Raw genomic sequence first — 19,244 nt, forward strand, 5'->3', positions numbered from 1 at the left:
CCAAAATGCTAGATAGCAAACGATTTAAGATTTAATCGAGCTGATAGTATTTCATTATAAACTCAGATTTATCATTCTTTAGAAAGCAGAAGTGGTTACATTTAGTTACATGTATTACAAATTAAGTGTTGATTATAAATCATACAAAATAGTAATTTGTAGCTTCATAAAAAGGAGCTAACAACATGAAAATGTTAAATAAATGTAAGGAAACAGATATAGATCAACTACCTTCTCAACCTGGTACAACTGGAGGCTCATCCGGTGGTGGTGTTGGTGGAGGTTCTACAGGTACAACTGACGGCGGAGGAGTTGTCGGCGGAGGCGGTGACGGTGGTTCCTGTTTCGTAAATTGTGGCTCTGTTTATATAAGAGATCTTCAATAGCAGTAGTTATAACCCAAATTTACAAACTCACTGATAACCTAAACGTATACAGAGAACACTATGAATAAATGTCCTTATTGCAAAGGAATGAACTTCCGCAATCGATTGAATTCAAAGAGCAACATCTATGAGTGTAAGAAATGCAATCAAAGATACACCTCTGAATTCAATTTCATGAAATACTTAATTTACATGATATTAATCAGCACTGGTGCATTCATATTTATAAATTCCAATGCCTATATTCCAAAAGATCATGAATCGTGGACGATATACATTTACTACATAATTATGGCTGCACTAGCTGGTTTATTGTCTGAAGATTACGTTCAACTTGATAAAGACTAAAACCAATAATCGCGCTTAATGAACAGGCTTAACTTCCATGAAGACATAGGCCATCTTGAGAATATGCGTTACTGATTAAACATCATTAGATATTAATAAATCTCGATTCAAAAGAGATATTGATTGCAATAGTAAGGGTGTTTGTACAGTGACATATAAGAGGTACTAATATGAACATAAATGCTACGCTTTTGGGTCAATTTGTTTTACTAATGGCGATAACTACCAGTTTGATACTAATAGTTAAATCTAATGAATCAAAGTGGTTAATTGTTTTGAATTTCATTCTAAATATTATGCAACCAATTGGCATTATTTACTTTTTATATTTAATGTCAAAAACCGATAAAAATAGTAATACACCAAAAATAAAGTAGAAATACTCATAAAAAAGGAGGGTTAGTTTTAGCTAATCCTCCGGTTCTGTCGCAAAGTTGGTGTGTTAGATCACAATATAAGTGGCTACGAAACAAGTAACGATAACGATTAAAACTTCAACAAAATCAGTTACGAACAAACAAGCTGCATAGTTAAATTCAGTAAGGGTTCGATCCCAATGATTAAAACAACAACCAACCCCTGAAAATTCTCACATGTAGTGAAGCACTGCGCGTCGCCGCCCCCGCAGTGACTCGAGCCAGAAGGACCCGTAAAAAATAAACCACGTAACAATTTGTTATCAATAGATAAAATTAAATATACCTTCCCAAAAATGCTATGTTTCACTTGGCTTTTGGTGTTTGATTTTAAAACCAGAGTGAGATAGATAGACAATTTGATCGTTAATGAAGTCAAAACTGGCGCACATGCGAGCACCACAGTACAAGAACATTTGCGGGCTCTGTCCAGTGAAGTCGAGCTTGTTTGGGATTATCGCCAAGTATTCTAAATCTTGGTTAACAAGCGTTACACCTTTTCTTCCAGCAATTATTTCTTTCTGCTTTTCAATTTGTACGTTAACTATATCTGCAACTCTAGTGCCTTCCTTTTGAAAGTGACCAATACTAAAAAACATACAGTAAATCACAGCCAAAAATATACAGGCTTGAATAGACCTCTTTATCAATGTCCGCTCAAAATAGTCACTATCTTTATGGCCGAGATTGAGAGCACCATACATAAAACGAATACTACAAATTACTTTTCTCGCATTATTCTTATCCTTCCTAATGTATCGACGGAAGTTGATAATGCTAAGAGCTCGTAAACCAATAAGTAGAAAGGATAGAGCAAAAAGGTACATCATCCACTTCAAATTAAACATAAAGCCTTGATATACAACAGCATTAAAGCTACGTTCTAACACGTCTGAATCCAAGCCTAAACGAGTTAGATAAGCGATATTGTAAACCATACTAGAACAGTAGAAATAAGCTGTTATCAGCGTTACAAGCAAAGCGCCATTCTTTAAGTAATCTTCTAGCCTCATGACAATGAGTCCATTCATTTCAAAATTGATGGCATCTAGACTAATGAACATTATCACTTTCTACAATAAAAATACTTAAGGTCAACACGTTAGCGCTATCTCTGCACGCCTCAACCAATACAAAAATGTCTTCTCGCTATCAAATCCCATCAGCGGCCACTGTCCTTTGCAGATGTATTGAGCCCGTAACGCTCGGCGACAATCGTGTGCCAGGCAATAGACTTTCATGTCATAGCGATTGATATGATCTGGCGGGATGTGATCACGTGTCCCACCGCAGCCGCTCGGTATGAATGGTTCGCTTAAGCGATCACAAGCACTACGACTTGCATAGCCCTGCCCTAACTCTTGCTTGGCCCAATAGCGCCCCCACATTTTTAACTCGCTGCGCAAACGTTTCATATTCATCATCGGCTCATTATTTTCATCAAACGGCATAGTTCGCGACCTCCGACAGTTTTGCTAGTGGCAACTTAAACACCTGGTCACACAGCGCCAACAAGTCATCGAATGACACGGCCGTTTTACCCGTCTCCCAATTACGATAAGTCTTAGTGCTAATACCATAAACTTGAGCCACTTCATCTTGGGTAAAGCCACGTATTGCTCGACCCGTTTTAAGCAAGTCAGCACCTCTAATCATCATAAAAGTCCCCAAAATCCACTCATTGCATACTCTATTAGTAATGATGCAGTCATAGTTACACCCACCCACTGGCCATAAGGGTTTGCGCCTTCCCAGAATTTAAAGACGATCTAGGTAATATCTCGGGCGCAACTAATGAAAATCCCCGCTCAATCAAATATGCGTGATACAGCTCTAATGCTTGGCTCATACCTTTATCAAGCGTGGACTTAACATAGGTACGCAAAAGCACAGGCAAGGCATGATTAACCAAACGTTCACCGATCATGGTATCCACCCCTAAGTCAGCCAACATGGTTCTAAACAGAATGCGCAAATCATGACTCGTGAAATGCTTAAAACGGATCTGGGTATTCCACTCATGCGCAGTACGGATAGCAATAGCGCCTTTAACACCTGGGAATAAATGAGCTCGTTTACCCACATGTTCTAACTGCCACTGCTTATAATGGTTAAGCAACGCCTTGGCCGAATCGGTTAACGGCAAACGATGCTCTTGCTTATTCTTGGCATGACTCGCGGGGATCACCCACGTATCACCCGCAAAATATTCCCACCGTGCCTGGCGAGTTTCATTAATGCGGGTACCAAACATCATCATCAACACAAACAGCATGGTCACCGGCATAGATGATTCACTTAAGCGGGCAAACAACGCAGATAAATCAGTTTCAAACAGGCGGGTATCTTTAGCGCGGTTAAGCTTTATTGAGTCAGTCACTTGGTAACCGGCAATGGGATTAGTAGTGATTAAACGCAGCTTAGCCGCAGTCGCAAACGCCACCTTGAGTTTATTCACCGCTTCACGAATGTAATTAGGGGCAAACTCATCTTTGAGCATGGTCTTAACCAAACACTCATCAACAACCGCAAAGCTCAATTCATTCAAAACCAGTTCACCCAAACGGGGTAACAAATGGCACTTGATCAACGACCTCACGTTACTACGCCAGCTGCCGCTGTAAGTCGAATTATCCTTAATGTGCCGTTGATACCAGTCCAGCAAACTGCCAACACAATCAAACTGTCCGGTCACCATATTGCCAACACTGCGTTTAGCCAACATCACAGGCAAATCGACGCACAAGGTCTTAATACAAGCGCTTGGCCAAGTGGCAATCTTTTCCCATTTAGTATCACCCCCCTCATTCAACACCAAAAACACGCTCGCTTTGGTCCTATCGGCACTGGCGCGTAAACGCAGCTCGGTAAAACGTAAGTCCCTAAAGTCACGCGTTATCCCGCCCCTAAGCCAGCGCCGAATAGCCGCATCATTGAGTTTACCCATATCAACACCACTGGCCATAGCTACCCCGCCAACCGATATTCATAAGTACTTCGTGTACCCTCACGTAAACGCTTAACCCGAGCCGCAATAGGCAACTCACGCCAACGCGCCGACAACGCCGTTTCACTGTCGTGCGTTTTAAACCGAGTTAAACACTCCTCCTGTATTTCAAATAAGGACCAAAAACGAGTCCCAGTGATAATGCGTTGTAAACGTTCTTTTTGAGTCAACTTGTTAGTTTTCATTACAACCTCGCAATCCAAATGAACGACGAATATCCACAATTTTCTGCTTAGCACGTTCAGGCGGCGTCGCAATACTGCCCCCTTGAGGCAATGCTTTAGGCAGTTCAATATCAAACACCTCACCCGCCAAGTAGCGCCGCATCAACGCGCTATAATTTCGGGTAAACACCTCAAGCACCTCCTTCTGCCGACCCCGACTAAACAACCAAGTGCCCGTTTCACGCACCGCCAGCCAAACTAACTCATGGCTCCACTGGTGCCGCGCCGCATTGCGGTAATGCTTCAACGCCTCACGAAAAGCCGCTTCAAGTTCAGGTAAACCAGCATCGTTAGCCGAGGGCACACACCAGGCACAAAACTGGCGGGGTGTTGGCCAAAACTGGCGGTCTCCCACCTCACGCCGCGCACGGTTTAAGCCAAACTGCACCTGCTCACGGCTACGAATACCCTGCACTGCCATCGTTTTTAACCACTCGGCCTTGTACACCGCAATGGCGTTATCTTTAGGCGCCCCCACAGGGAACAAGATCCGCAGTTTCTCAAACACGCTGTCAACAATCGCTACGTCCATGTCAGACGGACGCAGTGAATCATTAACCGGCTCACCGCCGCCCACCCGAGAACCATTCAAAATTGCTTGCAAACTTTTAGCAGTCATATCAGCGGATCCCCATCGTTAAACACCTGTTCAGACCAATTAGCTTGCTCCCCCTGCAAACCAAGCGAACGCCCCACGCCAGCGTTAATCAACCAACCCACCTCAAAGCCCACCCAACCACGAGTCGCACAAGTGGCAATGCAATCTTCCACCGAAAATCCAGCGACTATCGCATCACGCAAATGCTTTGCAAGGCGATTAACCGCCGTCTGATTCAACGACGCTTTTTTCTGCTTGCGCACCGCAACCCAATCCGCCAGCGTTTGCTCACACGGCAACGCTGGCCAACAAGAAAAATCCAACATCGTTTTTTTCGATTTGGGTAAATCTTTTAAAGGTTCATTGACTGGTTCAAAAGAGTGACTGGTTCTGGGTGCAGGAGATTCACTAGGGGGTAGTGAATCTCCTGCACTAGGTAGTGAATCTGCTGCACCACCTAGTGAATCTCTTGCACTAGGGGGTGAATCTGCTGCACTAGGTCGATTACGGTCAAAAGACGTTAAATTTAAGTGGAAAATATTGCTTGAATTGCCCTTTTCACCCTTCCTAAATTCACGCCTCAAAAAGCCCTCGTTCTCAAGGCTTTTTACGTGGTTCATCACGCTTCGCCGGCTAATTTCACATTGCTCAGCAATATGTTGATAACTGGGCCAACACTCGCCAGTGTCGCTGGCGTTGTCAGCCAGCTTAATGAGCACTAACTTACGTAAAGGGTTGCCCACCTTTGCCTTCATGGCCTTTACCATCAGGTCCATACTCATGCGGGGCTCCCCCACACTCTCGCCAAATTGACGAAACATGCTTGTATGCGTAACATAGTTGTTGCCTCTCATAGGTATTAAGCCCGCGCTCGTCGCCAAACTTTTGCGGGCTTTCTTATGTCTAAATTTCAATAACAGACGTTAAGATGCCTGATTCAACAGAGCTAAAAATCGCAAGTAGAGAATCAGTAGCACTCAATCTAGCAATGGATATAGCTAAAAAGAGAACCTTAAACAAAAACCAGATGAGTACCGTTCAAAACTACTCGACCTGTATAAAGAATGCTTAATAGCGACTAAGGGGTATCGTTAGGATCCCGCAACTTCTTAATCTCATTAAGCATAAAAATAATGTCACTCGGGGCCCAATTAGGATTCATATCAATCAATTTATAAATAAGGGTTTCTTGCTCTTGATTACTCATAACAGCCTCCTTATCGCCTTGCAGCCAAATACGGATAAGCCAGCTCTAACGCTTGCATACTCCCCTGCGTAGTCGCCGCCGATTCCTTAAGTTCACGATGCGCCGCTACTAACTGCTCACGACTAGGCGCCTCGCCCAAATGGATCACTGCCACTTGCGCCTCAGCATTCTCTTTGGTGAGTGACGCCGCCATATCAGCTACCTTAAGCACGGCACCATCGCTCACCTTGTCAGCAATCACCGTCACGCCAACGCAACTAAACACGTCATTTAAATAGCGCACCCGTAAATGCTCCGGCAATGCCGCCACTAACGCCTGCTCAACATGAAACAACCGCTCAGCCTGTGGATGTTGCCCCTCATACTGCCCCAACCAACGGAACAGCTTTTGCGCATTCACCCGCGCATCGTTATGTATGTCTTGGGTATGGGCAAAGCTAATGCCCTCAGTGGCTAGCACCTCCGCTAAACCAAGGCGATCAACCGCCGCAACAAAATCCATCGCCAGCGCAAAGCGCGTCATCTTCGGCAGCTCTAACACCCGATGAATGGTCTTCATCAACAAACTCAAACGTGATTGTGGTTTCATGTACTGTTTTCTCCTTCAACCTAAAGTGAACCTAAGCCACACTCACTGACTTGGTGTTATCAATAACCACAGCATTCACTTGCAGCGCCCCATGGGTTAAGCGCTCAATTTGAAATGCGCGAAGCGCTGGAACGTCATCACCCCACTTAGAAATGGCAGCTTGAGATACACCAATAGCGGCGGCTAACTTGACTTGTGAACCGAAATAATCGATGGCTACGACTTTTTTCATAGTGACTCCATAGCTAATAAATTACAGCAACAATATAACTATAGTTAATTACAGTCAATAACTTTGGTTAGTTGTTATATATAACCTAGGTAATATAATTAACTAATGAAAACACTCGCCCAAAACATACGTGACAGAATGAAAGCCATCGGCATGACTCAGAAAGAGTTAGCCGAACGTGCAGAAATATCTCAAGTGATGGTTCATAAACTAGTCGCTGGTAAAGTTCAAACAACAGGGAAACTGCTAAAATTAGCAGCCGCTTTACGTTGCACAGCCGAAGAATTGCAATATGGTGAAGAAGCCACAAAAGCCAATAGGCTTGAATCGAATGCTGAATGGGCTGGCGGGTTTGAACTATGGGACAGTGATAGCCCATTAGGTGAAGATGAAGTTGAAATACCGTTTTACATGGAGGTCGAACTCTCGGCGGGCGAAGGCATTGCTGAGGCCGCCGAACACAAAGGGCCTAAGCTACGCTTTGCTAAAAGCAGCCTAAAACGCCAAGGCGTTAACAGCCTACAAGCGGCCTGTGTAAAAGTGAACGGCAACAGCATGGAACCCGTACTCCCCCACGGTTCAACAGTCGGGGTAGACACATCCGCGACAACAATCGTTGACGGAAAAATGTACGCCATTAATCACGACGGCATGATGCGCGTAAAAATGCTGTACAAACTTCCTGGCGGCGGTATGCGCCTGCGCAGCTACAACCTCGACGAATACCCCGACGAACGCCTCGACGCCAACCAGTTAAAACAGGTAACAGTGATCGGCAAAGTATTTTGGTACTCTGTTTTAGTCTAAAAAATATTTCATCACTAAAGCAAAGCAGTTCTAACGCATTTTTTGACATAAATGCGTTAGAACTAAAGCTTTCGAAATGACTATTTCCATTAGAGGAAGTATTGCAAACAGATATACGGTAACGCCCACTTAAGTGAACAAAAATGGTTGGTTAAAATGTGTAGCGAAGCGGAACATAACCAACTGTTTTAGTTCCGTTTAAATGCCTTTTCATCTGTTTTATTTCTATTTTTACTGATTAGAAGTTATTATTTCCCATAATTCTATTCTTGGATTATTTCTTTGGCCCCTACTTTTTAAACTAGAACCAAACACAAATTGTTCAAGCCTATCTGGGGTTACACTGATTTCAGGTGCAATAGACCAACTATTCATTAATGCACAGTAGCGTTCATAGGCAACACACAGTTTACTACCCGAACGTAATGCAACTGTTCCCAGCTTTTCTATTTCAGGCTTAAGATTAATACCCGTAAAGTATTTAGTTCGATCCTCTGGATATGTTTCTGACAGCAGAGCGTAGAAAGCATTTGATGTCCATTTATCAAAAACAAGAGGTTTAACTATTATATTTGGATTAGATTGACCAATAAAAAAGAATATTTTAGTAAAATAACTTAAGCCAATACAAGGTATGTAATGCTCACCTTTGCGCGTCATATCTTTGAAAGGGGTTATAAAATCATTTTGTAAAAAACAATTTTCAGCATGTTTTATTGCCTTAATAACCTTTTCCTCGGGATGTGATAGCGCCAAGTATAAATTTGTCGTTTTTTTATCAGACTTTATATTCGGTCTACTTGCGCTAATACCTCCCCAAACCATTGCAGCCACAAAAGCTAAATACAAATCACCAGAACCAAATAAGCTAATCACATCAGCTCTATGTATTGTTTTTTGAGGGAATTTTTCTCTTAAACGTTGCATAACGGGAAATTCATCAAATATTATTCCATCATATGCTGAGCTCCAAGAACCTAACTTTTGCGTAGGAAGATTTTTAATGCGATTAACATTTTTCAATAAATAATTAGGTAACATCATAATACTCGATTAATTAAAGGTAACTCGGACAGCTAACGCCCACTTAAGCGGACAAAAATTGTGGGCTAAAATTTGTTGAGGAACGAAACATTGCCCACTGTTTTTGTTCCGTTTAAAGTGCTTGCATGTAGACTGACGATTACTTATTAACCGGTTGCAGGTACTGTAGCCAATAAAGTCAAATACCCAATATACAATGCAAGTGTTGCTAGAATAATTGTAATAATAGAGAAAAAGCTATTTGAAAAAAGTTCATATAAATAACTACCCATACTTTTCCGTCTTACGTGACTTTTCAGCTCTAGAGAAGCTAGTTTTAATTTATCTAAAATCGATAGCTTTCTATCAAAACTGGTAGCATGTGCATAGAAGAGCATAGTTTTAATAAAGTGGATCACTTTTTTTTCTGTTAATTTTAAAGGATCATCAGTATAAAAAAGTAATAGATTGGGTGCTTCCCAATTTAAAGCCTCACATTTATTAACTCGTCTAAGAAAAACGTTGATACTTCCCTTAACCGAAAAGTTAATATCTAAATTGACTCCGTAATCTTTATGATAATTATAGACTTTCGCTCCATCTCCATTCGTACTCCAGTTACCAGTACCAGTCATTCGGTTTGTCTGTGTCACTTGTAATGATTCAAATCCAAAAAAACCTGTATGCCCCATATTTCCATCTGTTTTTTCAACGGAAAAATCATAAAATACTGTAGGATGATCTTTAAGAAGCGTATCAATAAAGCAATATAAATCTTTACTAACAATTCGCCAATTAACATTACTAATCTGCCTTTGTAGAGATTTTCTACCTCTTTTAGTGCAATACCTTTCTAACCAATTTGACAAAAGTACTCCTAGGGATATATAACGCCCTGTTAACAGGCAAAAAATAGTTGGTTAAAATTAGCGACGAAGGAGCAAAACCAACTGTTTTGTCCTTGTTTAACAGCTTGTTATGTTACTTTTTAGCACCGTTTATGATTTTGGATGTATTTAAACCATAATATGTATTATCTTTTTGAGCATCTTCCCAGTAATCTGATATTACCTTATTCTCGAGGTAAAGAAGAATCCCTCGACACCATGCGCCCCAGACCTCATCTAGAATTAAACCTTTTTGATAGAATAAATATTCCTCAGCACATAGGTTAAAGTAATCATCGAGTAAATCACTATTGTTAGTAATGGTCTCAATATGATTTAATTTATTGTTTAACAAATCATATCTACTATTAAAATCGGTGAATAACTCTTTAAACACCTTTAATTCTTCCAAGTTTTGTTTCTGAAAAAAATATAGAATCGATAAGAAAACCCCCGTTGCAGATGCTAATAGGGTGAATTCGCTTTCTTCAAATGGATATAGGCTAAATAAAGCAACAACATAGACTAATGTCGTTAGATAGAAATTGTATTTTTTTATAAATTTATAGATGTACATAAACTAAAATTGATCCGGTATATGATTAAGTAACATAACGCCGCATTAAGCGGACAAAAATAGCGGGTTAAAATGTGTAGCGAAGCGAAACGTAACCCACTGTTTTTTGTTCCGTTTAAATGCCTCGTTAGAGGTTGTTTCCCAACACATGATTTCTCATATTTCGGCCTGATAAATCTCTACAAATAGTAGCTCCAATAAATAGCGAGAAATTGTAGCAAGTTGAGATGTTTTTAGGTGATATATCTTGTTCTTCATACCTTTTGGCTATTTTTGGAAATAAATTTAACAACTCAATTTTCTCATCAGGTAGGTCAATTTTTGATGATTTTGAAAACTCTATTAAAGCTTTTTTTAAATCATGACCGATAGATTTGGCTTCTTTCTCTGACAATCCTTTTTTAATAGCCAAATAGCTTTTTAATAGCATTTCCAAAGCCATTCTTAAATTTAAAATGGCTCTTTTATTAATTCTTGGCTCAAGTAATAAAGCCGTGGCCGACTTTAATTCCTCAAATGCGGCTTTCAAAAATTGAAGCCCTTTTTGATTGAGATCTTTATTATTTTCGACATCAAAAAAACCGTAACTAAAATCAAAACAATCGGCCCAAAATAGAGAGTATTGCAGGATATTTTGATTGTTGTTTTGAATTTGATGTTTTATTGCATTGGGCATTTCACTGATTGCATCAAAAGCATCAACACTCACAGATCCAAAGATTATAGGTATTTTTACAGGCCAAAATTCAGAATCAAAATAGAATGCAGCTTGATAAATTGGCCCAGCCTTCATTGATTCAGGTTTGCTTCTGACAGAATACCAATCCTGAATATAAGTTGCCTCTTTTGAATCGAATAAGAAACTCATTTTCAAGCGTTTGGATACTTCACTCATTGCTAGCATTGGTCGCTGGATGTGAGGAATTTCATTTTTTGAAAACTCGTCATTTATTAGTGGCAACAAATCTTTTAGTTTATCCATAAAACCTCTAACGCCCTAATAATGGGCAAAAAATTGTTGGCTAAAATGTTGAGGAACGAAAACAGCCAACTATTTTTTATCCTTATTTATTAGCTTGTTAGGTAACGTTTACACTTTACTAAAGCAAGCTTGAACGTCCAATTCTAACTGTTTACCAGCGAAATCATTTTTAGCACGTGTTGATAATACACGAACAGACTGAATAATATTATCAATTATAAGCTGTACCCTAGAATCATCTGTTCCTGCACTGAATTCGTCATAGTTTATTCGTAAACGAAAATCTGTGGAGTTTGACTTGCGCTTAAAAAGTTTACGCTCTTTATACCAACCAGCCTCTTCCATTTCAGGTGATAACTTAGCAATTATGGGGATAATGTTTAGCTCTAAAACCTCTTCACCATAGTTACCTTCAGCTAATAAAGGAGTCAATTTCTCTTCAATATAAGTGCTAGCTAATTGAAACTTTTTATCAATTAAATCGTGTGGTCTCGAACCATCTATTTCACCACTTAAGAAGAATTTCACGCCGTACCCTTTGAGTTACCTAACGCCGCATTAAGCGGACTAAAATTGTTGGTTATAATGTGGAGCGAAGCGGAACCTAACCAACTGTTTTAGTTCCGTTTAAATGCCTTGTTGAACGAAGCCGCTCTGCGGCAGAAAAGATAAAAGCCCTCTCTATCTCCCATCCTAAATACTTATTAGTACAGACCCTGTTAGGTCTTTACTACTAGGAGTATTATCATGGACACATTCGAACAACACCGCTTTGATTCTCTTTATGAACAACATCTTACCAACTTAACCCTACAAGGCAAGCGACCCGCCACCATCGATGCATATAGCCGTGCAGTACGGCGTATTGCCGCCTTCTTTGACCGTTGTCCCGACAACCTTACCACCGATGATTTAAAGCGTTACTTTGCTCAACTGATAGCATCACACTCGTGGAGCACCGTTAAGCTTGACCGTAACGGCTTACAGTTTTTCTATCGCCATGTGCTCAACCAACACTGGGAGTGGCTCAACATCGTTAAGCCTCCACAGGTCAACCGACTGCCCGATATCCTAACCCCAACTGAAGTTGCCATCGTTATAAGTCTCACACATAAGTTGCGATATCAGGTCTGCTTTCTGACCCTATACAGTATGGGGTTGCGCCTCGGCGAGGCCATTTCATTGCAAATAGGTGATGTGGATTCACAGATGATGCAGGTGCATATTCGCAATGCTAAAGGCGGTAAGGATAGATTGGTTCCTCTACCACAACGCACCTTATTAGCGCTGCGATATTACTGGCAAACTCATCGCCATCCACGCCTGATGTTTCCTGGTAAAGACGGTAAACCGGATTCGATGATAGATAAAGGCGGCATTCAGAAAGCCTTAAAACGAGTCATTGCTGAGTGCAATATTCATAAATCCATCAGTCCGCATAATCTGCGACATAGCTACGCAACCCATCTGCTAGAGCAAGGACTAGACCTGCGCTCAGTGCAAAGCCTGCTCGGTCATAACAGCCTCAACACCACCGCTCGTTACACCAAACTGACCCACATCACCCGTAAAAATACCGCTGAGGCAATTAACAAACTTGCTGATGATTTAATCTTGAAGTGGGAGTGCGACGTATGAAGTTCATCGATATTTTACGCGACCATCTTGATACCTTTAATCAGGCTTTTGATCAACAAATCACAACCTCGATGCGGCAAGCTATTTTCGCCATGCTCAGTTGTCGCACCAATACTGAGAGAACGAGTCAGTGGGCGTGTCAGAGTTGCCCTCATCATGCTGACTTTCCGTTGTCTTGTGGTCATCGCAGTTGCCCGCAATGTCAGCACAACACCACGAGCGACTGGCTGGCAAAACAGCAGGCTAAACTGTTGCCCGTGGAGTATTACATGGTCACTTTCACTCTGCCTTATGAGCTTAGAGTTACCGCCAAACATCAGCCTGAACTTGTCTATCAAGCCATGTTCACCGTCGCTGCTAGCGTGCTCAAGGAATTTGCTAAAAACGCAAAAAAACTCGGTGGTGACATCGGTTTTACGGGCGTGCTACATACCCATAATCGGCGACGCGACTACCATCCTCATATTCACTTCATCATTCCCGCGGGGAGTTTCAACAAAGCCAAACAACAGTGGCACAAGAACAAAGGCAAGTACCTGTTTAACAGTTTTAACCTCGCCAAAGTATGGCGAGCACGCTTGCTTGAGCAATTGACAGACAAGCTCAACATCAAGCTGCCAGCAGCCATCCCGAAACAGTGGGTTGTCGACTGCCAGCATGTTGGCAAAGGGCTACCTGCGCTAAAGTACCTGTCGAGATACCTCTATCGCGGCGTTTTGTCTGACAAAAGCATCATTAGTGCAACCGAAGATCAAGTGTCCTTCGAGTATCAAAATAGCCAAACCAAAGCCACTGAAATACGCACTTTACCTACGGTGGAGTTCCTATGGTTAGTGCTTCAGCATGTGCTACCGAAGGGATTACGTCGAGTGAGAGACTATGGATTACTGCAAGGAAGTTGCCGAAAACTAAGACTGCAAATACAGCTCATGCTAGCGGTTGCGGGAACGATGTTTGCGCCGTTCGAAAAAGCTACCAAAACCAAAGCTATACGACCTTGTCCCTGCTGCCAGCAGCCGATGACATTTATGGGAGTGCACGCACGACTGACAAGCTTTCTTAGGCAAAAACCAACGACACCTAACGCCACTGTTTAAGCGGAAGGATAAAAAAGTTAACACTTAAGATGCGGAACAAGAAAAGTATAAGGAGGTGCTAAGGCATTGATATGTTGAGGTAACGAAATTAGCTGGCGATGCTAAGGGATAGATGCGGCTAGTAAAAAATGCTACTGCTCAGCACACATCGAAAAAGCGTAAGATCTTACGCCGATATTTACACAATAAAGGTATCACTCGGGCTTGTTCAACAATCGGGATAAGGACGCGGCTACGCGCGGCCTATCCTTATTCGTTATATTTTGTGTTTGTTGATTAATTGGGCAATTAATTCATTGCCATTTTCTTTATTAACCAGCGGTTTTAGTGCGAGTACGATAAACTCTGTAAGTTCTAAAATCGTATCAACTAGCTTAAATGTAAAATTTATAAATGCTTGTTGATCGGATTTAGACATAAATGAAAATGACTTATCACTATATTGATAGTTGTGCATTTTACACTTGTTATTTATGCATGATTCAAGTAAACCGAACCCAAGTAAAATCCTTTGAGATTCAAGAGTGATAGTGTCAATAAACCCTTCTGGTCGCTCATTAATAAGATGTTGAATTGCAGTATCATCTAAATGACCACCCATAGCATTCCTTATTGCAGAAATATCATCAACATATTGTTTTATACCTTCCCATGAATTTTTCATCGCCTCATCATCTTTCCAGTAGTACTGAAATCTCTGATTATCAATGAAATTTTTTAACTCGATAAATGTAAATCGAATCATATTCAAATACATAGGTTCAAAGCTAAAATTGTCTTTTCCTACGATGCCGAGCATCTCACGATTAAACACAAGACTAGTATTTATCGAAAGTGCTTTTATGTACTCTGCTTTATGGTTCATATGATCTCAAAAATATAACGCATCAAACACTGGCGCGTAGGTTGGTGCTGTTTTTGCTGGCTTTTGTTTTTAGCAAAAACCGCGACAGCCGTAATGCGTCCGGTGCTTTGACTTGTTAGTACCCTTACCACTCAAACGTCAATTCGTATGAGCCATTATTATCCAATAGTTGAAATGAGTTCTTATAAATATTTTTGATAGAGAAATATTGTGATCGCATTAACCCATAAATGCCCATGTCCCTGTAATTTTTATAGCCACAGTCTTCCCACATAACGTCAACTTCAACATGATCATGATGCTTGATAAACATACAATCGATTCTATCGGCTGATACCTTTTCTGTACCATTAACAACAGCCGTAATAGTAAAAAAACCACGATAACTCGTTGCATTTCGGTCATCACTTAAATCTTTAATTAACGCCCCTAAATAATGTTCATTACTAGCGTAATCCATTTTTGACCTCTTTTCTGTGGGAAACCTTTCGGCTTTGGGTACTAACAGCTTATTCATTAGTCGCTTGATAACGTTCTTAGCAACTCGTTAAGTTTTTAACAAAATATCACCTCTAAGGCATTGCTGTAAATAGATAATTTATAAAATCAATCCATAAAAAGTGCCTCATTGGTAGCGGAGAAAGAAAGCCTAGGGTGTTCAATGGGTCCGTGTATCTCTTTTCGACAATTTTTATCATGTTGATTTATAATCTCTTAATCAAATGTTAAAAAATTATCGATGCCTAGCAGGACTGTTTTTGGCATCTTTATTTGCGCCATAATGGGTGTTTTTACTCACTTTTAGTTATACCTGTAAAAATATCCAGTCTTAGTTCAACCTACATGAGAATACGTAATCCACGTTTAACTTAAAGCTAACCAACTTTAGGGAAAATCAGTTATATCACCCTCTACCAAAGCTAATAGCCAACCAGTCATTCAGGCTGGTAAAAGGGATCAATCTCACCCAGCAAAAACGACGTGACCTAACATCTCCACCTCTCCTTAGTTCAATATCCTATAAGCACACCTCTTGCCACAAAATAACCAAAGTACAAATAAATATAACCATAGTTATTGACGCCAGACTTAACCATAGTTATATTGATAGCCATACCCACTACTGAGGACGAGGAAATGATTCTAGCGAGAGTTCAAACAACACCAAGGCAACGCGATGAGTTTCGTCTACTGGTTGCTATCCGTTTTGCCTGCTTAATGGCACAGGTTAACAACCACAGTCATCCCATGGATTGCTCACGGGTACAAAACCGCACTGCAAAGCTTGAAAAGCATTTGACCTATAACCACCCAAGCCCCGCCTTTGAACAGCAGTTTATAAATTGCGTTGGCCAACTGGGTAACAGCTTTAGCCTGCGTTACACCGAACCCAAGCAAGGGATAACCGGCACTGTAACTGTATGGGCCAATAGCCCAGCAACCAACCTTTACCCATTCAACCCGCAAGCTGCGTAAGAAGCACACCATGATCGTCCACCAAAAGGGAGAGCCGCTATGAGCTTTGCAGTGTTCGGAGCATCAATGGACTTTTGCGTAAAAATAGCTAAAAAACGCGTAAAAATGACTAAAGGAAGTGGTAAAAACTTGGTCCGGCTAACTCAGGATGAATGGGGAGCCGCAGTAAACACATACGCAGCAAAGCTGTACGAAGACTATTCCAAAGGTATAAAGGCACCGGCAAAGATATCGGCGGATATGACCACACCGAGTGCCGCTAAAGAATTTATCACTTTAGCCATGAGGACATCGACCTGCAGCGCATTACGCATTTTTCAGCGCCAACCGCTAGAGGGCAGATTTCACCCAAAGACTAAACAGCAAATTATGAAGTTCCAACCTTGGGCAGGAAGTTAAACATGAAATATCTCTTACCAGGGCATGAACCTATTGAGCGAATTCAGTTGTTGATCCATAAGTTCACCAAGATGAACTCTGAGCCACAAAAGAAAGCACTCATTGAACACTACGTTAACGGTTTGCCAATTGAACGTGCCGCTGCACGGTTTGGTATTGAGGTTTCTAATTTGGTCAGAGCCCTAGAACGGCTTGAAGAGGTCGCCAGTAATATAGAGCAAGTCAAAGAGCTTGATTGGGCACGCTTTGGATATACCAGTACCCCAAAGCATCAAGTGCAAGCTAAGGACCCCTGCATGAGCAAATTTATAACACAACAAGGCACTGTCGTTCTGTCGGCCCCGTTTGCATCCATCGACCACGACAATAAGCAGATCGAGATTAAGTACGTACCGATTAATTATAACGGTTGGGGAATTTGCCGTAACTACGATGCTGATGACCTTCGTCACTTTACCCAACCCGATGCAGAAGCATTTGCACACAACGCCGAAACTAAACTTAGAATGCAAGGAGCAGCTGTATGAATGAACGTCCTGAATTCGATCTGACAAAAGATACACACTTGAAAATGCGCTATTTGATGACTCAAATATACACCAACCACTGTAACGCGCATTCAGAGCAGGCAATACGATTTCATGAAAGTCAGGCATACACTCTGATTGGCGTCGCTTTTTACATCCTTGATGACCCATTACTACTGCAGCTAGCTAACGATTTATACAGCACCCTCGCCTGGCGCAGTGAATTAATGTTAAGCCAGAGCAACAAATTGGAGGCGGCATGAAGTTTAAATTCACTTGTGATATCTGCAATAAGCACGTCATACGCGGTGCGAAGTTTCTAATTGAATCAGATCAATATGATGACGATACAACCTTATATGGAGAGTTTGGAGCAACGGCCTGTAAAGCCTGTCACACAAAAGTTATCACTCACATTAATAGTATTAAAACAGCCGCTGCAACTGCAGCATAAGGACGAAGCAATGGATTCAACTAAAAATCAACCTGAAGATGCACCTATAAAAAACTATTTGATAGATGAAAAGTTACTATCAGCCACACAAACAATGAAAATCCTCAGCGTTAGCAGGGCAAAGTTTTACACTAAAGTGGTCAAGGACCCCGACTTTACCCAGATAGTTAGACCACTGTGTTTAATCCATAATGGCTTAAAGCAATACAGGCAAACCGAAATAATTGCATTTATTGAGAGAAAGCAAGAGGTGCATTGATCGGCTAAAAGCTCACTTGGATCTACCAGTCAGTTTTAAGCCATCGGTAGCTAAAACTGACAGTAGGTCTAAAATGTTATTGCCCCAAAACCATTTTGGCAGTTCAAAAAGTAAGTAGGCCGAATAAAGCTTTATCTCTAGACAAACTAATGTGAAAGGGTTTTGCATAGTCTTAAAACTTATGCCTGTCCGATCTCTTTCTACCGATGATATTTTTGAGTAAAATATGCGTTCAGTAAAGAATGTTATCGAGCTACAATCGAATAAGTTACTTGGCGAATATGCCGTAAATATAGTACGGTTTCCCTTATTATTTAATCTGTTACCCAGCCTTGTTGAACTGCATATAGCTTTGCTTTCTCTGTTAATGAAAAACCGTTAATAACTTGGTTTCCGGACCATATTGTACCTTTCTTTATGAAGCCTTCTTCCATTAGTTTATTGATGTAAACTTCAGCGAATATTTTCGAACAAGCTAACTTACGATGTAGATCGTCAAAAGTAAAAAAACCGTTACCTTGGTTGTAACTTTCGATCCAGTATTTTAATAATTCAGTCTTTTTGTCTGTGATACTTTCTGCGGGCTTTTCGGTCACTGATTCAAAAGGGTTATTACCCACGGCAGGCTCTTTGAATAGTGGTGCTTCATGAATTTCACGAAGAAGATTGTCGAACTGTAGCTCGAACTCATCTTCGCGTGAGAAGTTGATGTATAAACGACTTTTTAGAAATGTAGGAACATTATTAGTGCCATTTTGACGAATCAATGGAATCACTTTTTTTGTATCGATCTGATTCATGTATTCGGCAGTCATAATCATCTTTTCATAGCCAACGCCACCTAAGCCATCGTTTGCTTTGGCAACATATGTGTCGGTACAAACCATAATGATGCGTCCTGATTCTGCAACGCTCTTTTCCATGAAATTACCTAAATCGTCACCTAAACTAACACGGAACTGGTCTAGGATTGCGTCAACACCTGAATTACGTAATCGTTGTGCCAACTCTAACACCCACTTTTTATGGGCTTGGTCATCATGAGAGTAAGATATAAATACTTTGGGTACGATTGTGCTCACAAGGAGCTCCTTATTCATATTAACTATATTGTTCAGTAAATGGGGTCTAAACTTAAAGAAATAACGCTAAGTGATTAATACATAAGTAAAAGCTACAATATGCCAACATCTAAACCGCCTAACAAGCTCAAATGATAAAGGGGTCGGCACGAATTAGGACTCTC

28 protein-coding genes are annotated in these 19,244 nt (G+C 41.0%); 10 read left to right on the plus strand and 18 right to left on the minus strand.

Annotated elements, in window-relative coordinates:
• The first annotated feature begins 185 nt into the window (after positions 1 to 185).
• Complete coding sequence (locus tag CXF83_RS15025) at positions 186 to 386, plus strand: hypothetical protein (protein ID WP_101098019.1); 201 nt, start codon at positions 186 to 188, stop codon at positions 384 to 386.
• Positions 387 to 1,449: 1,063 nt separating this feature from the next.
• Here the strand turns inward: CXF83_RS15025 and CXF83_RS15040 are convergent.
• From CXF83_RS15040 to CXF83_RS15080, 10 genes are all read right to left on the minus strand, one after another.
• The gene (locus CXF83_RS15040) at positions 1,450 to 2,163 is read right to left on the minus strand and encodes a hypothetical protein (RefSeq protein WP_157822867.1); all 714 of its coding nucleotides are present in this window, start codon (positions 2,161 to 2,163) and stop codon (positions 1,450 to 1,452) included.
• A gap of 81 nt (positions 2,164 to 2,244) precedes the next feature.
• Positions 2,245 to 2,601, minus strand: a complete 357-nt coding sequence (locus CXF83_RS15045) for a hypothetical protein (RefSeq protein WP_101089219.1) — start codon at positions 2,599 to 2,601, stop codon at positions 2,245 to 2,247.
• A complete protein-coding gene (locus CXF83_RS15050; protein WP_101089218.1) occupies positions 2,591 to 2,809 on the minus strand; it encodes a helix-turn-helix transcriptional regulator in 219 nt (72 codons plus the stop codon). Before CXF83_RS15050 ends, CXF83_RS15045 begins: the two co-directional genes overlap by 11 nt.
• 55 nt (positions 2,810 to 2,864) lie before the next feature.
• Positions 2,865 to 4,097: a tyrosine-type recombinase/integrase gene (locus CXF83_RS15055; protein WP_232775121.1), complete on the minus strand. Its 1,233-nt coding sequence runs from the start codon at positions 4,095 to 4,097 to the stop codon at positions 2,865 to 2,867.
• A gap of 20 nt (positions 4,098 to 4,117) precedes the next feature.
• Complete coding sequence (locus CXF83_RS15060) at positions 4,118 to 4,342, minus strand: hypothetical protein (protein ID WP_101089216.1); 225 nt, start codon at positions 4,340 to 4,342, stop codon at positions 4,118 to 4,120.
• Entirely contained in the window at positions 4,332 to 5,000 is a 669-nt protein-coding gene (locus CXF83_RS15065; protein ID WP_101089215.1) for a replication protein P, read from the minus strand. Before CXF83_RS15065 ends, CXF83_RS15060 begins: the two co-directional genes overlap by 11 nt.
• Positions 4,997 to 5,761 (minus strand): helix-turn-helix domain-containing protein, encoded by a 765-nt coding sequence (locus CXF83_RS15070; RefSeq protein WP_101089221.1) that lies wholly within the window; start codon positions 5,759 to 5,761, stop codon positions 4,997 to 4,999. Before CXF83_RS15070 ends, CXF83_RS15065 begins: the two co-directional genes overlap by 4 nt.
• Before the next feature lie 296 nt (positions 5,762 to 6,057).
• On the minus strand, positions 6,058 to 6,186 hold the full coding sequence (locus CXF83_RS22985; protein WP_269801712.1) for a hypothetical protein: 129 nt from the start codon (positions 6,184 to 6,186) through the stop codon (positions 6,058 to 6,060).
• A 10-nt stretch (positions 6,187 to 6,196) separates the two neighbouring features.
• The gene (locus CXF83_RS15075; protein ID WP_101089214.1) at positions 6,197 to 6,775 is read right to left on the minus strand and encodes a hypothetical protein; all 579 of its coding nucleotides are present in this window, start codon (positions 6,773 to 6,775) and stop codon (positions 6,197 to 6,199) included.
• Between the two features lie 31 nt (positions 6,776 to 6,806).
• On the minus strand, positions 6,807 to 7,007 hold the full coding sequence (locus CXF83_RS15080; protein ID WP_101089213.1) for a Cro/CI family transcriptional regulator: 201 nt from the start codon (positions 7,005 to 7,007) through the stop codon (positions 6,807 to 6,809).
• Between the two features lie 105 nt (positions 7,008 to 7,112).
• Here CXF83_RS15080 and CXF83_RS15085 point away from each other — a divergent pair, with 105 nt between their 5' ends.
• On the plus strand, positions 7,113 to 7,814 hold the full coding sequence (locus CXF83_RS15085) for an XRE family transcriptional regulator (protein WP_101089212.1): 702 nt from the start codon (positions 7,113 to 7,115) through the stop codon (positions 7,812 to 7,814).
• 231 nt (positions 7,815 to 8,045) lie between these two features.
• Here CXF83_RS15085 and CXF83_RS15090 read toward each other — a convergent pair whose 3' ends face one another.
• The 5 genes from CXF83_RS15090 to CXF83_RS15110 form a co-directional block, all read right to left on the minus strand.
• On the minus strand, positions 8,046 to 8,858 hold the full coding sequence (locus tag CXF83_RS15090) for an 8-oxoguanine DNA glycosylase OGG fold protein (RefSeq protein ID WP_157822866.1): 813 nt from the start codon (positions 8,856 to 8,858) through the stop codon (positions 8,046 to 8,048).
• 146 nt (positions 8,859 to 9,004) lie between these two features.
• Positions 9,005 to 9,706, minus strand: a complete 702-nt coding sequence (locus CXF83_RS15095; RefSeq protein ID WP_101089210.1) for a hypothetical protein — start codon at positions 9,704 to 9,706, stop codon at positions 9,005 to 9,007.
• 112 nt (positions 9,707 to 9,818) lie between these two features.
• Positions 9,819 to 10,136, minus strand: coding sequence for a hypothetical protein (locus CXF83_RS15100; protein ID WP_157822865.1), 318 nt, complete (start codon positions 10,134 to 10,136; stop codon positions 9,819 to 9,821).
• 292 nt (positions 10,137 to 10,428) lie between these two features.
• Positions 10,429 to 11,283 (minus strand): hypothetical protein, encoded by an 855-nt coding sequence (locus CXF83_RS15105; RefSeq protein ID WP_101098023.1) that lies wholly within the window; start codon positions 11,281 to 11,283, stop codon positions 10,429 to 10,431.
• A gap of 108 nt (positions 11,284 to 11,391) precedes the next feature.
• On the minus strand, positions 11,392 to 11,811 hold the full coding sequence (locus CXF83_RS15110; RefSeq protein ID WP_101098024.1) for an Imm44 family immunity protein: 420 nt from the start codon (positions 11,809 to 11,811) through the stop codon (positions 11,392 to 11,394).
• Positions 11,812 to 12,030: 219 nt separating this feature from the next.
• Between CXF83_RS15110 and CXF83_RS15115 the strand changes: the two genes are divergently transcribed.
• Both CXF83_RS15115 and CXF83_RS15120 read left to right on the plus strand, forming a co-directional pair.
• A complete protein-coding gene (locus CXF83_RS15115) occupies positions 12,031 to 12,921 on the plus strand; it encodes a tyrosine-type recombinase/integrase (RefSeq protein ID WP_101097995.1) in 891 nt (296 codons plus the stop codon).
• Positions 12,918 to 14,018 carry an IS91 family transposase gene (locus tag CXF83_RS15120; protein ID WP_101089235.1) on the plus strand — a complete coding sequence of 367 codons (1,101 nt, stop codon included), beginning with the start codon at positions 12,918 to 12,920 and terminating at the stop codon, positions 14,016 to 14,018. The genes CXF83_RS15115 and CXF83_RS15120 overlap by 4 nt, the downstream gene beginning before the upstream one ends.
• Positions 14,019 to 14,274: 256 nt before the next feature.
• On the opposite strand, the gene CXF83_RS15125 is transcribed toward CXF83_RS15120, so the two are convergent.
• Entirely contained in the window at positions 14,275 to 14,883 is a 609-nt protein-coding gene (locus tag CXF83_RS15125; protein ID WP_101098025.1) for a hypothetical protein, read from the minus strand.
• Between the two features lie 124 nt (positions 14,884 to 15,007).
• Complete coding sequence (locus tag CXF83_RS15130) at positions 15,008 to 15,343, minus strand: hypothetical protein (RefSeq protein ID WP_101091552.1); 336 nt, start codon at positions 15,341 to 15,343, stop codon at positions 15,008 to 15,010.
• A gap of 677 nt (positions 15,344 to 16,020) precedes the next feature.
• Here CXF83_RS15130 and CXF83_RS15135 point away from each other — a divergent pair.
• From CXF83_RS15135 to CXF83_RS15160, 6 genes are read left to right on the plus strand one after another with little or no spacing between them, the layout of a single operon-like run.
• Positions 16,021 to 16,359, plus strand: a complete 339-nt coding sequence (locus CXF83_RS15135) for a hypothetical protein (RefSeq protein WP_101091551.1) — start codon at positions 16,021 to 16,023, stop codon at positions 16,357 to 16,359.
• A 39-nt stretch (positions 16,360 to 16,398) separates the two neighbouring features.
• Positions 16,399 to 16,758: a hypothetical protein gene (locus tag CXF83_RS15140; RefSeq protein ID WP_101091550.1), complete on the plus strand. Its 360-nt coding sequence runs from the start codon at positions 16,399 to 16,401 to the stop codon at positions 16,756 to 16,758.
• A gap of 2 nt (positions 16,759 to 16,760) precedes the next feature.
• The gene (locus tag CXF83_RS22855; RefSeq protein WP_232775122.1) at positions 16,761 to 17,285 is read left to right on the plus strand and encodes a sigma-70 region 4 domain-containing protein; all 525 of its coding nucleotides are present in this window, start codon (positions 16,761 to 16,763) and stop codon (positions 17,283 to 17,285) included.
• On the plus strand, positions 17,282 to 17,548 hold the full coding sequence (locus CXF83_RS15150) for a hypothetical protein (RefSeq protein WP_101091549.1): 267 nt from the start codon (positions 17,282 to 17,284) through the stop codon (positions 17,546 to 17,548). Before CXF83_RS22855 ends, CXF83_RS15150 begins: the two co-directional genes overlap by 4 nt.
• Positions 17,545 to 17,739 carry a hypothetical protein gene (locus CXF83_RS15155; RefSeq protein WP_101091548.1) on the plus strand — a complete coding sequence of 65 codons (195 nt, stop codon included), beginning with the start codon at positions 17,545 to 17,547 and terminating at the stop codon, positions 17,737 to 17,739. The genes CXF83_RS15150 and CXF83_RS15155 overlap by 4 nt, the downstream gene beginning before the upstream one ends.
• 10 nt (positions 17,740 to 17,749) lie before the next feature.
• Entirely contained in the window at positions 17,750 to 17,998 is a 249-nt protein-coding gene (locus tag CXF83_RS15160) for a hypothetical protein (protein ID WP_101091547.1), read from the plus strand.
• 314 nt (positions 17,999 to 18,312) lie between these two features.
• Here CXF83_RS15160 and CXF83_RS15165 read toward each other — a convergent pair whose 3' ends face one another.
• Positions 18,313 to 19,080: a toll/interleukin-1 receptor domain-containing protein gene (locus CXF83_RS15165; RefSeq protein ID WP_101091546.1), complete on the minus strand. Its 768-nt coding sequence runs from the start codon at positions 19,078 to 19,080 to the stop codon at positions 18,313 to 18,315.
• Positions 19,081 to 19,244: the final 164 nt, after the last annotated feature.

Source organism: Shewanella sp. Choline-02u-19 (assembly GCF_002836205.1).
Classification (GTDB): domain Bacteria; phylum Pseudomonadota; class Gammaproteobacteria; order Enterobacterales; family Shewanellaceae; genus Shewanella.